This is a genomic window from Pseudomonas sp. JV245A, assembly GCF_032424515.1.
GTDB lineage: Bacteria > Pseudomonadota > Gammaproteobacteria > Pseudomonadales > Pseudomonadaceae > Aquipseudomonas > Aquipseudomonas protegens.
Genome location: NZ_VYKE01000025.1, coordinates 14,315 through 29,003 on the forward strand (window position 1 = coordinate 14,315; position 14,689 = coordinate 29,003).

Annotated in this window: 12 protein-coding genes; 3 read left to right on the top strand and 9 right to left on the bottom strand. The window is 63.2% G+C overall.

Annotated features, from left to right (window positions below; all coding sequences use genetic code 11):
* Positions 1-15 precede the first annotated feature (15 nt).
* The 3 genes from F6S12_RS10150 to F6S12_RS10160 form a co-directional block, all read right to left on the bottom strand.
* A complete protein-coding gene (locus F6S12_RS10150; protein WP_011059461.1) occupies positions 16-657 on the bottom strand; it encodes an OB-fold-containig protein in 642 nt (213 codons plus the stop codon).
* A 66-nt stretch (positions 658-723) separates the two neighbouring features.
* Positions 724-1,419 carry a PspA/IM30 family protein gene (locus F6S12_RS10155; RefSeq protein ID WP_041116143.1) on the bottom strand — a complete coding sequence of 232 codons (696 nt, stop codon included), beginning with the start codon at positions 1,417-1,419 and terminating at the stop codon, positions 724-726.
* 15 nt (positions 1,420-1,434) lie between these two features.
* Complete coding sequence (locus F6S12_RS10160) at positions 1,435-2,055, bottom strand: YjfI family protein (protein ID WP_011059459.1); 621 nt, start codon at positions 2,053-2,055, stop codon at positions 1,435-1,437.
* 320 nt (positions 2,056-2,375) lie between these two features.
* Between F6S12_RS10160 and F6S12_RS10165 the strand changes: the two genes are divergently transcribed.
* Positions 2,376-3,575: a CaiB/BaiF CoA transferase family protein gene (locus F6S12_RS10165; protein WP_011059458.1), complete on the top strand. Its 1,200-nt coding sequence runs from the start codon at positions 2,376-2,378 to the stop codon at positions 3,573-3,575.
* Positions 3,576-3,651: 76 nt separating this feature from the next.
* Positions 3,652-4,503, top strand: coding sequence for a TIGR02285 family protein (locus tag F6S12_RS10170; protein ID WP_015634285.1), 852 nt, complete (start codon positions 3,652-3,654; stop codon positions 4,501-4,503).
* A 168-nt stretch (positions 4,504-4,671) separates the two neighbouring features.
* On the opposite strand, the gene F6S12_RS10175 is transcribed toward F6S12_RS10170, so the two are convergent.
* Positions 4,672-4,959, bottom strand: coding sequence for a DUF3509 domain-containing protein (locus F6S12_RS10175; protein ID WP_011059456.1), 288 nt, complete (start codon positions 4,957-4,959; stop codon positions 4,672-4,674).
* Between the two features lie 208 nt (positions 4,960-5,167).
* On the opposite strand from F6S12_RS10175, the gene F6S12_RS10180 reads away from it, so the two are divergent.
* A complete protein-coding gene (locus tag F6S12_RS10180; RefSeq protein ID WP_047335782.1) occupies positions 5,168-5,830 on the top strand; it encodes a response regulator transcription factor in 663 nt (220 codons plus the stop codon).
* On the opposite strand, the gene F6S12_RS10185 is transcribed toward F6S12_RS10180, so the two are convergent.
* The 5 genes from F6S12_RS10185 to F6S12_RS10205 all read right to left on the bottom strand — a co-directional run bounded on the left by F6S12_RS10185 (position 5,827) and on the right by F6S12_RS10205 (position 14,567).
* A complete protein-coding gene (locus F6S12_RS10185; protein ID WP_011059454.1) occupies positions 5,827-7,086 on the bottom strand; it encodes an EAL domain-containing protein in 1,260 nt (419 codons plus the stop codon). The genes F6S12_RS10180 and F6S12_RS10185 overlap by 4 nt on opposite strands.
* A gap of 90 nt (positions 7,087-7,176) precedes the next feature.
* On the bottom strand, positions 7,177-10,779 hold the full coding sequence (locus F6S12_RS10190) for an ATP-binding protein (RefSeq protein WP_315868876.1): 3,603 nt from the start codon (positions 10,777-10,779) through the stop codon (positions 7,177-7,179).
* Between the two features lie 100 nt (positions 10,780-10,879).
* Complete coding sequence (thrC, locus tag F6S12_RS10195) at positions 10,880-12,289, bottom strand: threonine synthase (protein ID WP_011059452.1); 1,410 nt, start codon at positions 12,287-12,289, stop codon at positions 10,880-10,882.
* A 107-nt stretch (positions 12,290-12,396) separates the two neighbouring features.
* On the bottom strand, positions 12,397-13,701 hold the full coding sequence (locus F6S12_RS10200) for a homoserine dehydrogenase (protein ID WP_011059451.1): 1,305 nt from the start codon (positions 13,699-13,701) through the stop codon (positions 12,397-12,399).
* A 134-nt stretch (positions 13,702-13,835) separates the two neighbouring features.
* The gene (locus F6S12_RS10205; protein WP_011059450.1) at positions 13,836-14,567 is read right to left on the bottom strand and encodes a thioredoxin fold domain-containing protein; all 732 of its coding nucleotides are present in this window, start codon (positions 14,565-14,567) and stop codon (positions 13,836-13,838) included.
* Positions 14,568-14,689 lie beyond the last annotated feature (122 nt).

Consider the following 14,689-nt stretch of genomic DNA (forward strand, 5'->3'; position numbering starts at 1 on the left):
TGAGGGAGCCCGGGCTCAGAGGCCGCGAAACTCGTCCTCTGTAATGACCCGATAGGCGTGTTGCGCCTCCAGATACTCCAGTAACACGACGCGATCGCCGCGTTTGAAAGCTCGTGCCTCATCGGCACGCACACGCAGGATCAGGCCCGCGCCGCCGTCCTCGAGCACGGCTTCGCCATGTTCCAGGGTGACTCTGCCGCTGCGTACCACAGCCGTCTGCCCCAGCACCGACTTGCTGCTGGTGGCCTCCATCTTGAGAAACAGCGGGCGCAGCGGACGACAGATCGTCGCGCTGATGGGCGCTGCCAGGAACAGTGCGAGCACCGCCAGCAACAGGCCCAGGGGATAGCGCAGCCAACCCAGGGGCAGGTGGCTGAGCACGTAGAGTTCGGCGAAATAGGTCAGGAACCAGCTGAAGAACATCAGCAGGGTCAGCACCAGGGTGACCGGCACCCCGTTGAGTTTGAACTTGATCAGCAGCCCGGCCAGGCCTTCGCCGGCGTGGGCACTGTCGAGCAGCGAGTCGGCCTCGAAGTCCAGCAGGTCGACTTCAAGCATGCCCATGGCCACCACGGCCCAGTAGATCACGGCCAGGCAGAGCATGAAGCTGAACAGCACTGTGGGGAACGACAACACTGTCTGCAGGAAGATTTCCATTGCTTTCCTATCCCTGAAAAAGCCGGGCAAGGCCAGGCGGCCCCGCCCCTACAACACAACGGTGAATCAGGACTTGCTACGGTCCTTGAGGCGCGCCAGCACGCTGTCGGCGCTGGTGCTGCCAGCAACGATCCCGGCTTCACGCAACTTGGCATCCAGGGCATCGTCCGGGCTGCTGGTATTGGCCAGCTCGGCCGCGGCGTCCATCTTTGCCGCGCGCTCGGCCTGCTTCTGCTTGATCCGCTCCAGGGACTCCACGGCGGTGTGCAGCTTGCTCTGGGAGCCGCCGTAGCGCTGGGCCACGGCCTGCTGGGCCTTCTGCACGCTTTCGGTGGCCTTGACGGTATCCACCTGTTGTTTCAAATGCTTGATATTGCCCTCGGCCTGGGTCACGGCCTTGCGCAACTGCGCGACGCTGGCGGCAAAACCATCGGCCTGCTCACGCTCCACGGCCAGGTCATTTTCCAGGTTGGCGATCTTTTGCGCCACTTCCTGGGCAAGGGCTTCGTTGCCCGCTTCCAGGGCCTTGAGGGCGTAGCTTTCATACTCGGCGATCTTGGCCGCGCTGCCGTTGGCGCGCTCGGCGGCGAGTTTCTGCCGGGCCATGATCTCGGCCAGGGCTTCCTTGGACTTGCGCAGTTCCTGGTCGGCGTCGCGGATCTCCTGATCGAGAATCCTCAGTGCCTGGCTGTCCACCAGGGCCTCGCCCGCCTCATTGGCACCACCGCGCAGCGCGGTGAGCAGCTTGCTCCATACGTTCATGTGCATTCCTCCAGGTCAGGCCTGAGCCTTCAGGTAGCCTTCGTAGGCCTCGGTTGCCCTGATCACGTTGCTGGCCAGGGTTTCGATCTCGTAGAGCACGTTGGAGAGAATCGAGGTTGCGCTCAGGGCGCCGTACATCATGTAGTGGCGCTCACCGCCAAAGCGGGTTTCCAGGCCGATGCTCGACAGCGGGAACAACTGGCGGCTGAGCAACACTTCCTCGTTGAACGCGGCCACATCGGTCACTTCGCTTTGCGGCCACAGCAGCGCCTCCACCAGGATCTGCTCGCCGGACAGGGCCACGAACAACGGCAGGTCGCCGTATTCGCGCATGGTCACGTGCAAGCTCGGCTCGGCACCCTCCAGCAGTTCAACGCTGGCTTCGCCACTGCTGAACAACTCGGTGGCTACCAGGGCCTGGCACAGCGATCGGGCATTCCAGATCTGCGGCATGCTCATTTCTCCATCCTTTTCCACAGGAGCCAGCCCTTCTGAGGGCTGACGCAGTTTGCGTTCAACCGCCAGCAACGCCTGGGCGTTCTCCGGCAGTATCCAGACTTCCTTTTTCACCAGGCCCTGATCACGCAGGCGCTGGCGGAATAAACGTTGGTAATGGGCTGAGGATTTGTTTTCCATGGCGCAGAGACTAGAACATCACATGTAAGGTTTTCAATTCATCACATGTAAAATTTACAGGCGACATTTGTAACAAGAAATATCAGGAAGATCGCTCGGCAAACAGCCGCAAGGCGTCCATCGCTGCATAGACCCTTTTACAGCTTTCGCAACCGCTCTTTTTTCAAGCGGCGTCATTAAACCCTGCCGCCCAATAGAATGAGAAGCACAATAATCCTTGGCCCGGGCGGGAAATAATCGGCAAAGGCAGGCGTCAGGCGCTGCCTTAATGGCGACCAATGGTCTAGGCTAGGCGGATTTTCCTGCCCAGCGGATGCCCCATGACCAGCCTCAGCAAGCCCCTCGCCGGATTGAAAGTGATAGAACTCGGCACCCTGATCGCCGGCCCTTTCGCCTCGCGCATCTGCGCCGAGTTCGGTGCCGAGGTGATCAAGGTCGAGTCACCCGATGGCGGCGATCCGCTGCGCAAGTGGCGCAAGCTGTATGAAGGCACCTCGCTGTGGTGGTTCGTCCAGGCACGCAACAAGAAGTCCCTGACCCTGAACCTCAAGCACCCGGAAGGCCTGGCGGTGCTCAAGCAACTGCTGGGCGAAGCGGACATCCTGATCGAGAACTTTCGCCCCGGCGTGCTGGAAAAACTCGGCCTGGGCTGGGACGTGCTGCACGCCCTCAACCCCAAACTGGTGATGGTGCGGCTATCGGGCTTTGGCCAGACCGGGCCGATGAAGGACCAACCGGGCTTCGGCGCGGTGGGCGAATCCATGGGCGGCCTGCGCTACATCACCGGTTTCGAGGACCGCCCACCGGTGCGCACCGGAATTTCCATCGGCGACTCCATCGCTGCCCTGTGGGGGGTGATCGGCGCGCTGATGGCGCTGCGTCACCGCGAGGTCAACGGCGGCCAGGGGCAGGTGGTGGACGTGGCGCTGTACGAGGCGATCTTCGCCATGATGGAAAGCATGGTTCCGGAGTTCGATGTATTCGGCTTCATCCGCGAACGCAGTGGCAACATCATGCCCGGCATCACCCCTTCGTCGATCCACACCAGTGCCGACGGCAAGCACGTGCAGATCGGCGCCAACGGCGATGCGATCTTCAAGCGCTTCATGCTCCTGATCGGCCGTGAGGACCTGGCCAATGACCCGGCCCTGGCCAGCAACGACGGGCGCGACACCCGCCGCGACGAACTCTATGGGGTGATCGATCGCTGGGTGGCGTCCCTGCCCCTGGAGCAGGTGCTGGAGCAGTTGAACCAGGCCGAAGTCCCGGCGAGCCGGATCTTCAGCGCCGAGGACATGTTCCACGACCCGCAATTCCTCGCCCGGGAAATGTTCCTCCAGGCCAGGCTGCCGGACGGCAAGGCCTTCAAGATGCCCGGCATCGTGCCAAAGCTCTCGCAGACTCCGGGCTCGGCCGACTGGGTCGGCCCCGAGCTCGGCGAACACTCCAGCGAAGTTCTGGCCGGCCTGGGCTACAGCAGCGAGCAGATCCAGGACCTGCGCAACTCTGGGGCAATCTAAGCTGAAACAGCCGTCTCACACTGCCCCCCCGCAACGGGCCCAGAGACGCCCGAGGCCAGGCCTTGGCCGGTTGACGATGGCGCTCGCGACCTGCCTGCTGTGGCTGCCCTGCGCCCCCGGCCACGCCGGCGAAATGCTCACCTGGCTGCTGCGCGACCTGCCGCCGCTGAATATTTTCGAGGGCCAGCAAAAAGGTCGAGGAGTGGTCGACCTGCTGATGCCGCAATTGATTGCCAGCCTGCCGGAGTACCAGCACGAACTGGTACGGGTCAATCGCGCCCGGGGCATGCAGATGTTGCGCGACCCCAGCTTCACCTGTGATCCGGCGCTGATCTGGAACAAGGAGCGTGCGCAATGGGTGGCCTTTTCCATCACCAGCTTTCGAGTGCTGAGCAATGGCCTGGCGATCCGCCGTGCCGACCGTGAACAGATCGCGCACTTCATCCATGACGGCAAGGTCGACCTGCATGGCCTGCTCGACAGCGGCAAGGAACTGATCGGGGTGGTGGCCGAGCGCAGCTACGGGCAACAGCTCGACAACCTGCTGCAGCAGGTTGCTCCGCAGCAAATCCGCGCCCACTACGGCAACGACGCCCTGGGCAGCCTGCTGCAGATGCAGCGCCTGGGGCGCCTGCAACTGCTGTTGGGCTACTGGCCGGAAATCCGCTACCAGGCCGTGCAGCAGGGCATGGACCCGCAGGATCTGGAGTTCTACCCGGTCGAAGGCACCAGCAAGTATCAGGAAATCCACGTCGGCTGCTCCGATACCCCGCAGGGCCGCAAAGCCATCACCCGGATCAACCAGGCCCTGCTCAAGCTGCGCGAGGAGCGACTGGTGGAGTTGTATGCCGCCTGGCTGGACCCCGGAATGCGCGATGAATACCGCGCCGATGCCCGGGCCTACTTCCAGGACTTGAAGGACCACTGACAAACGCCGGGCAAAAAGAAACCCCGAGAAGTGGGGAGACGACTCGGGGTTAAACGTGGTCTTTGCAGACCCGTACCAGCAGGCCACAAGCACCGGAGCACAATGCCTGATCCTGCTGATACTGAGTCTGACTGACGGGCCTGGCGGAAGGTTCCGTAAAATTTCAGATCAATTGCGCCGGGCGAACGCCTTGTCTTCGGCGGCATGGCGCAGGGCGGCGATCACGCAGGGTTCGAGCCGGCCTTCGGCGATCAGCACATCACGGTGCAGGCCGTCCACCACATCAGTGAGCAGGCGCTTGTCAGTGAGCTGGGCCCGATTGACCTCACGCTCCACCACGATGGCGCCGGCAGCATTCTTCAAGGTCACCAGGCATTCGCCCCGAGCCCCGCAAGGCGTCAGAGCAACCTGGTAAGGGCTCAGGGCCTCACTCAATAAAAGACTGATACTTTCCATCTAGATCACCACTCAATAGCTCGAATTAAAGGTTCGAAAACAAAAATGCCGGTAGCTTTCTGACATTCAAGTGACCATCGCTCAGAGAAGAAAGTTCGCCACACCTACTGCTGCCGACCTGAGTCAATCGAGCATGCACGGGTAATATGACAGCTGAAAAACGGCCGACCAGGCGCAAACAACGCCGCCTTTGCATTGGAGCTCAGCTTTGAAAGCAACGACGAACAACAAATTGCGCATCATCCTTGCCGACGACCACCCGATCTTCCTCATTGGCCTGCGCGCCGTCCTGGAACAGGACGACAGCCTGGCCATCGTCGGCGAGGCCAGCTCGCCCTCCGCCCTGGCGCAACTGATGCAGGAGATCGAATGCGATGTGCTGGTGACGGATTTCATGATGCCAGCCGAACAGCAGAACGACGGCCTGCGCCTGATCGAACAGCTGCGCCGCCACCACCCCGACCTGCCCATCGTGGTGGTGACCATGCTCAACCACCCCGGGCTGTTCCGCTCGATCCTCGATCTGGGAGTGACGGGCCTGCTGAGCAAGGCCAGCCTGGCGGACGAGCTGCCGACCGCCATCGCCCGGGCACGGCAACACAAGCCCTACATCGCCCAGGCCATCAAGCAGGCCCTGAGCCTGGCCGGCGAAGTGGGGCCGGACCGCCTGGTTTCCAGCGATCAGTTGTCGCCGCGGGAGCTGGAAGTGATCCGCCTGTTGGCCGCTGGCCATGCGGTCGGGGAAATTGCCGCGCAACTCAACCGCAGCAAGCAGACCGTCAGTGCGCAGAAGGTCAGTGCCATGCGCAAGCTCGGCCTGTCCAGCGAAGCCGCGCTGTACATCTACGTGCAGGAGCACGGGCTGTCCTAGGCACACAGGCCCTCAGCGCCAGCCCCCTCAGCACCCCGGTCCAGCGCCTGCGCCAGCCACTGGCGCATCTGGGCAGCGCTCATCGGCCCGGCCAGGAAGCAGCCCTGCAGATGGGCCGCCCCCAGGGCCTTGGCCGCCTTATAGTCGGCCTCGCTCTCGATCCCGGCCACCACCACTCCCAGGGACATGCGCCGGGCCATGTTCATCGCCCCACCGACCAGGGCCACCTTGCGCTCGTCGGCCGCCATGCCCGCCACGAACACCGGGGGAATCTTCAACTCGGTAAAGGGCAGTTCCAGCAGGCGCTGCAGGCTGGTGCCGCCGATGCCGAAGTCGCCGATGGACAATTTGCAGCCGATCATCCGCAGGCGCAGCAGCGCCTCCACATGGGCGGTATCGGTCTGTAGCCGGGTGGTGTCGATGATTTCCAGGGTCAGCAGCCGGGCTGGCACTTCGAAACGCCTGAGCAAGGCCTCCAACTGACGGGGAAACAGCGGCCGTTCAAGGATGCCGATGGGAATGTTCACTGCCACCGGCAACGAATGGCCCATCACCAGCTTCACCCCGGCCGCCAGCTCCAGGGCCTGTTCCAGCATGTGCCAGGTAAAGATCTCCTGCAGGCCGGCGAACTCGATCAATGGCAGAAACTCCCCGGGCATCAGCAGCCCGCGCTCGGGGTGCTGCCAGCGGGCCAGGGCCTCGACCCCCTGGAGCTCGCCGTGGGGCTGGATGACCGGCTGGAAATGCGCCACGCCGTGGCCCAGGATCGCCGCCAGCCCTTCCTCCTGGGTGACGCTGTCGAGGGAAAACGGCTCCAGCCCGAGCAAGTCCCGCAGCAACGCCTGGTCCGGCGCCGGCGCCCCCTGCCTGGAGTGCTGCTGGTAGGCCGTGAGCAAGTCACCGATCACCGTCACCGAGGCCGGCTTGGGCAGGCAGCCCAGCACTTTCAGGCCCAGCTCCCGGGCCATGCCGGCCGCCCCCTCCAGCACATCCTCTTCAGCATCGCTGAGGATGATCAGCGCCCGGGCCCGCTCCTGGCGGGCCAGGTCACGGATCAACTCCAGCCCGTCGGCCTGCTCCAGGTACAGGTCGCAGATGGCGATATCCACCGGCCCCTTGCTGTCCAGCGAACGCCGCGCGGCCTCGACACTCTCGGCGGTCAGCACATTGAACACGCCATTGGCGTTGAGCATCTGGTGCAGGGCCATCAGCTGGAACGAGTTATCTTCGAGAATCAGCACTTTAAGCGAATGCATGGGGCAACCTCCGGTACGACGTGCGTGGCAAGTATCCACAACGAACCGGCAGGTTAATCAGACAATTCCTACGCACACATAGGACAAGTCTTAATCATCCAGGACAGCCTGGATATCACTGCGCAAGCTGGCGATGACCTCCAGCAACAATGGCCAATGACGATCGATGGCCTCGTCCTGCCGCCCCTTGACCAGCCCCTCGAGCTCGATACAGGCCCTGGCCAGGGGCAGGGCATCGATCAGGCAGCACACGCCCTTGAGCCGATGCAGGGTACCCCCAAGGCGTTCCCGGTCGCGGGCCTGGTGCGCCGCTTCCAGCGCCTGCTGCTCCTCGGCGAGGTTGCGCAACAACTCGTGCAGCATGCGTTGCAGCACCTGGTCGTCGGCCTGGGTCATGCTGCGCAAGGTCTGGATGTTGAAGGATGGCGGCGGCAGGAAGCGCGCCAGGGCCTGGGCCAACTGATCCAGGGTTACCGGCTTGACCAGCAGTTGATCCATTCCGGCCTCCTCGCAGCGCTCGCGTTCATCTTCAAAGGCATTGGCGGTGCAGCCGATCACCGGACAACGCCCGCGCCCTTCCTGTGCCTCGGCCTGGCGTATCGCCTCGGCCAGGGCGTAGCCGCTCATGTCCGGCATGTTGCAGTCAGTCATCACCGCGTCGAAGGTGCCGCCACGCCATTGCTGCAACGCCTCCCGGGCATTGTCACAAGCCACCACCCGGTGCCCGAGGAACATCAGTTGCTGGCACAGGACCATGCGGTTGGCGCTCAAGTCATCCACCACCAGCACCTCCATGCTCCGGCTCGGCGGACGTTCCTGCGTCGACGCCGGCCCAGACTCGAAATCGTCACTGACCCGCTCCAGGTACAACTCCAGCGACACCACGGTACCGACCCCGGGCTCGCTGAGCAGGTGAATCCGCCCGCCCATCAGTTCCACCAGTTGCCGGCAGATACTCAACCCCAGCCCGGTGCCGCCGTAGGCTGACGAGGTCATGGCATCGGCCTGGACAAAAGGCGTGAACAGCTTGGCCTGCTGCTCGGCGCTGATACCGCGGCCGGTGTCCGCAACGCTGATGCGCAGGCACTCAAGGCCGGACTCGTCAGGCTGGCACTCCACCGTCATCCGCACCTCGCCCTGGGCGGTGAATTTCAGCGCGTTGCTCAACAGGTTGTGCACTACCTGGCGCAGGCGCGCCGGGTCGAACAGATAACGGCCCTTGGCCCGCTCACTGAACACCAGCTGCAACTGCACGCCCTGGTTGCGCGCCGTGACCTCGAACAACTGCCGGATACTCTCGAAAAACGGCTTGAGGGCGGTGACCTGGGGCACCAGGTGCATATACCCGGCCTCGATCTTGGCCAGGTCCAGGCTATCGCCCATCAGGCCGATCAATTCCTGGGCAGACTGGTAAGCCACCCGCAGGGCTTCGGAAAAGGGCACGCCGCGCAGCCGCGCCTGCTCTTTCTCCAGCTCCAGCAGGCCAAGGATGGCGGTCATCGGTGTGCGGATCTCGTGGCTCATGGTGGACAGGAAAGCCGTCTTCGCCGCGTTGGCCTGATCGGCCGCCTGGCGCGCCTCCACCAGTTGGTTCTCCAGGCGCTTGCGCTCGGTGATGTCGATCCAGCCGCCCAGCAAGCCCTGCAACTGCCCTTCTGCACTGTAGAAGGGCACCGCCCACTGATAGACATCGATAGGGCCATCCCTGGACTCCACCTGTCGGTCGGCGAACACCGATTCACCGGAGGCCAGCAACTGCATGAACTCACCATGCAACTGCTGGGCGGTGGCCGGCGGCAGGATGTCCAGTTCGGTCAGTTGCCGCCCCTGGATCTGCGCCAGGCTGGTGCCCAATTGCTGTTCATAACTCTTGTTGCAGGTCATCAAACGCCCCTGCAGGTCGCGCACGAATATCGGGTTGGGAATACCGTCGAGCAAAGCCCGCTTGAACACCAGTTGATCATTGAGCCGCTGTTCAGCCAGCAATCGCTGCTGGATCTGGCGCTTGAGGCGACTGTTCCAGGCCAGGGAAATCAGGCCGAACAGCAGTGCTGTGGCAATCGCCCAATACACCCAGTTCGGCACGCGCTGCCAGGCAGGCACCGGCACTGGCGTAGCCCCCAGCCATTTCAGGCGCAGAGCGCTGAGCTCCGCTACCGGCAAGGCTTCCAGTGCCTTGTTGAGAATGCTCAGCAGCTCGGGCTGGTCCTTGCGCACGGAAAACTCGTCGGCCGACCAGGTGCCCTCGACACTGCGCCCTACCATCACCCCGGTCTCGGCCGGCCCCAGGGCTTGCACCTCGCTCTGGATAGTCGCCATGGCCTCGCCATTGCTGACCAGGGCCCGGGCCTCTTCATAGCTGGCAACGCTGCGCAGGCGAATGTCCGGGTAGTTGCGCCGGATAAAGCTCTCCAGGGTGTGCCGGGCCGGAAGCACCAGCACCTCCCCCGCCATCTGCTTCAGGCTGCTCAGGCGCCGGTCCTCGGGACGCACCACGAACACCCACGCCGCGCCGCCGAAGGCATGGGAGAAGTTCAGGAACAACCGCCGGTCGTCGCTGGCCGTGAGGGTGGTGTTCATCTGCGCCTGTCCGCTTTCCAGCAGTTCCAGAGTCTGGGCAGTAGTCTGGCTTTCCTTCTGCACGAAATGCAGCCCGGTCATGCGCGAGATACGGTTGAGCAGGTCGATATTGAGGCCGGTCCACTGGCCTTCCTTGTCCTTGAACACATGGGGCGGGTATTGCTGGGAGGCCACCACCACATGCTGGTGCTGGAGGATCCAGGCCTGTTCCTGGGCGCTGAGCTCGATCGGCTCAGCGAAGTTGCTCGCCCCAAGGCCAGTGGTCCAGCGAGCCTGGATTTCCCGGCGTATGGATTCATCGATGCTTTGCAGGGCCTTTTCCAGCAACTGCGCCAGCAGCACATTGCTGTCGCGGGTGGCGAAGGCAAAGCCGGTGGGCGGCAGGCGGCTTTCCACGTGGATCTGCAACCCCAGGTAGGGACGCAGGGCCTTGTAGGCGCGAACGATCACCTCGTTGCCGATGAAGGCGTCGGCATCCCCCTGCTTCACCGCTTCCAGGCCGCTGTAGAGGTTCGGTGAAAGCATGATCTGGCTGTCGGGATAGGCCGCATGGACCTGGGCGGCATTGGCGTAGCCGTCCAGCAGCACCACCTTCTTGCCCGCCAGGTCGTCACTGGGCTGCGGCTCGTCCCGACGCACCACGACCACCGCCAGGTCCGGCATGTAGTCACTGGTAAAACGCAGCCCCGGCGCCCCGCGCTCATAGCCGTTGGCACTGGTCAGCACATCGATGGCGCCGTTGCGCAGCGCTTCCACCGCCTGCTCGCGCTCGGAAAAGCCCAGGACCTCCATGGACGTCCCCAGGCGCTCGCCCACCAGGCTCAGGTAATCGGCGCTGATGCCCTGGTAACGGTTACGGTCGCGAGTGATGTCGATGGGCTGGTAGTCATCGATGGAAATCCCCACCCTTAGGGTCCGGTGGCTTTTCAGCCATCGCTGCTCGGCGGGAGCCAGGGGCAAGGGGTCGAGATCGACAAAGGCCGGCACCAACTTGAAAGACAGGTTCTGAGCGGCGTAGGCAGGTGCCGCCCAAGCGAATATTGCACAGACCAGCACAGGCCCGCACAGCCAGCGCTGGACGGGCAGTTTCCGATAGGTTCGACGGCGAATCATCCGGGCCTCCCGACGTCTTGCGAGCCACACTCATGCCACTGGGGCAAGAAAAAACAAAGCCCGTCAGAAGACGGGCTTGTTAGTCGGCGAAGCCAATGAATCAGAGCGGCTTGCCACGATTGCCGTGCTGGCTGACAAAAGCCTGCACCGCTTTCAGGTCGTTGGCCAGGACCGTGCAGCGCTCTTCACGCTGGAACAGGTCGGACAGATGCGCCGGCAGCTCCAGAGCCTTGCCGACACCGGCCTTTTCCACCGCATCCGGGAACTTGACCGGGTGCGCGGTGCCCAGGACCACCATGGGTGTATCCAGGCTGCGCCGGCATTCACGGGCGGCCTTGACCCCGATCGCGGTGTGCGGGTCCAGCACTTCGCCGGTCTGGGCGAAGACTTCGGCGATGGTTTCGCAGGTCTGCTCGTCGTTCACCGCCAGGGAGTCGAACAGCTTGCGCGCTTCGGTCCAGCGATCCTGTTCGACGCTGAAACCGCCGCCCTGCTTGAAGCTGTCCATCAAAGCCGCCAGGGCCGCGCCGTTGCGACCGTGCAGGTCGAACAGCAGACGCTCGAAGTTCGACGAGACCATGATGTCCATGGACGGCGACAGGGTCGCGTGCAGGGTTTCCTTGACGTACTGATTGCCGCTCATGAAGCGGTGCAGGATGTCGTTGCGGTTGGTGGCGACGATCAGCTGGCTGATCGGCAGGCCCATGTTGCGCGCCAGGTAGCCGGCGAAGATGTCGCCGAAGTTGCCGGTGGGCACCGAGAACGCGATGGAACGTGCCGGGCCGCCCAACTGCAGGGCCGCGTGGAAGTAGTAGACGATCTGGGCCATGATCCGCGCCCAGTTGATCGAGTTCACCGCCACCAGGCGGGTGCCCTTGAGGAAGCCCTGGTCGGCGAAGCTGGCCTTGACCATTTCCTGGCAGTCGTCGAAGTTGCCTTCGATGGCGATGTTGTGGATGTTCTCGCCGAGGATGGTGGTCATCTGCCGGCGCTGCACTTCCGATACACGGTTGTGCGGATGCAGGATGAAGATGTCGACGTTGTCGCACCGCTTGCAGCCTTCGATGGCCGCCGAGCCGGTGTCACCGGAGGTGGCACCGATGATCACCACGCGCTCGCCGCGCTTCTCCAGCACGTAGTCCAGCAGGCGACCCAGCAGTTGCAGGGCGAAGTCCTTGAATGCCAGGGTCGGGCCATGGAACAGCTCCAGCACCCACTCGTTGCCATTGAGCTGACGCAGCGGCGCAATGGCGTTGTGGGAGAAGGCGCCGTAGGTTTCTTCAAGGATCTTCTTGAAATCGGCGTCCGGAATGCTGCCGGTGACAAACGGGCGCATGACCCGGAACGCCAGCTCGTGATACGGCAGGCCAGCCCAGGAAGCGATTTCTTCCTGAGTGAAACGCGGCAGGTTCTCTGGCACATAGAGACCGCCGTCGCTGGCCAGACCTGCCAGCAGCACATCTTCGAAATTCAGGGCCGGTGCCTGGCCACGAGTACTGATATAGCGCATGGGGACAAACCTTCGGTTTGAGCCTCAAGCCGCAAGCTTCAAGCCTCAAGTCAAAGCCGATCAGCTTCTGACTTGGCGCTTGCCGCTTGCCACTTGCGGCTGCTTCATTAATTCAAATGTTCGACGCGGATACGCACCACCGGGCCAACGACGCCCTGCAGGGCCTCCAGGGCGGTGATCGCATCGTTGATGTGCTGCTCCAGAACACGGTGGGTCAGCAGGATCATCGGCACCAGGCCGTCCTGCTCTTCCACTTCCTTCTGCATGATCGATTCGATGTTGATGCCGCGCTCCGAGAGGATGCTCGCCACCTGGGCCAGGACGCCGGGATGATCCTTGGCCTGGATGCGCAGGTAGTAGGCGCTCTCGCAGGACTCGATCGGCAGGATCGGATGATCCGACAGCGAGTCAGGCTGGAACGCCAGGTGCGGCACGCGGTTTTCCGGGTCGCTGGTCATGGCGCGAACCACGTCCACCAGGTCGGCCACCACCGAGGAAGCGGTCGGCTCCATGCCCGCGCCGGCGCCGTAGAACAGGGTCGAACCGGCGGCATCGCCATTGACCATGACCGCGTTCATCACACCGTTGACGTTGGCGATCAGGCGATCGGCCGGAATCAGGGTCGGGTGCACCCGCAACTCGATACCGGCCTCGGTGCGGCGCGCCACACCCAGGTGCTTGATGCGGTAGCCCAGGGCCTCGGCGTAGTTCACGTCGGCGGTGGTGAGCTTGGTGATGCCTTCGGTGTAGGCCTTGTCGAACTGCAGCGGGATACCAAAGGCGATGGACGCCAGGATGGTCAGCTTGTGCGCGGCATCGATGCCTTCGACGTCGAAGGTCGGATCGGCTTCGGCGTAGCCCAGGGCCTGGGCTTCGGCCAGCACGTCTTCAAAGGTGCGGCCCTTCTCGCGCATTTCCGAGAGGATGAAGTTACCGGTGCCGTTGATGATCCCCGCCAGCCAGTTGATGCGGTTGGCCGACAGGCCTTCGCGGATCGCCTTGATCACCGGGATGCCACCGGCCACGGCGGCTTCGAAGGCCACGATCACGCCCTTCTCCTGGGCCTTGGCGAAGATCTCGTTGCCGTGCACGGCGATCAGCGCCTTGTTCGCGGTGACCACGTGCTTGCCGTTCTCGATGGCCTTGAGCACCAGGTCACGGGCCACGGTGTAGCCGCCCACCAGCTCGATGACGATATCGATTTCAGGGTTGGTGGCCACGGCGAAGACATCGTTGGTAATCGCAATACCGGTCGTTTGGAACTGCGGCTTTGGCGTACGGGTAGCAATCTGCGCTACTTCGATTCCACGCCCGGCACGGCGGGCAATCTCCTCGGCGTTGCGCTGAAGTACGTTTAGGGTACCGCCACCGACAGTACCCAGCCCACAGATGCCTACTTTGACCGGATTCACTCTGAACTCCCCATAAAACGGCCGACTCTAGGCCGGCCGTGGAATACAGCCGCAAACTGCGCGGCTCTCTATTAATGGCCCGCCGGCTTGGCCGGCGGGCCATGATCGTCAAAGGCTAGCGTGACGATGCAGGATTATTTCGCACCCAGGGCCAGTTTGGCGATCTGCGGTGCCGGCTGGTAGCCGGGAATCACCTGGCCATCGGCCAGAACGATGGCCGGGGTGCCGTTGACACCGATCGACTGGCCCAGGGCGAATTGCTTGGACACCGGGTTGGCGCACTTGGCGGCCTTGATTTCCTTGCCGTCGACCATCTTGTCCATCGCGGCTTTCTTGTCCGCCGAGCACCAGACCGCCTGCAGCTGTTCGTCACCCGGCGAGCCCAGGCCCTGGCGCGGGAACGCCACGTAGCGCACTTCCACACCCAGCTTGTTCAGCTCGGGCACTTCGGCGTGCAGCTTGTGGCAGTACGGGCAGGTGGTGTCGGTGAACACGGTGATGTGGGTCTTGGTCTCGCCAATGGCTGGATAGACCACAGTTTCCGCGACCGGAATGCCGTTGATCAACTTGGAAATGCCCAGGCGCTCGGTTTTTTCGGTGAGGTTGACCGGCTTGCCATCCTTGAGCTGGAACAGGTAGCCCTGGACCACGAACTGGCCGTCGGCGCTGGCGTACAGCACGCGGCTGCCCTTGAGCTTGACTTCGTACAGGCCGCCCATGGGGCTGGCGGTAATGCTTTCCACAGGCGTTTCGAGCTGCAGGGTCTCGAGGCTCTTGCGGATGGCTTTCTCGGCACTGTCATCGGCCATGGCAAAAGTGCTGAGCAGCGCCAGGGAGGCGGCGGCAAAAATCTGGGTCAAGCGCATGGGAACTCCTGAAGGCGGGCAAATGGGCCACTCGCAGCGATCACCATGGCAACCGCTCGCAAACAGCCGTTTTGCAAACCGGCAAAGCCTATCACATCTGTTTGCCGGCACCGACTACGGGC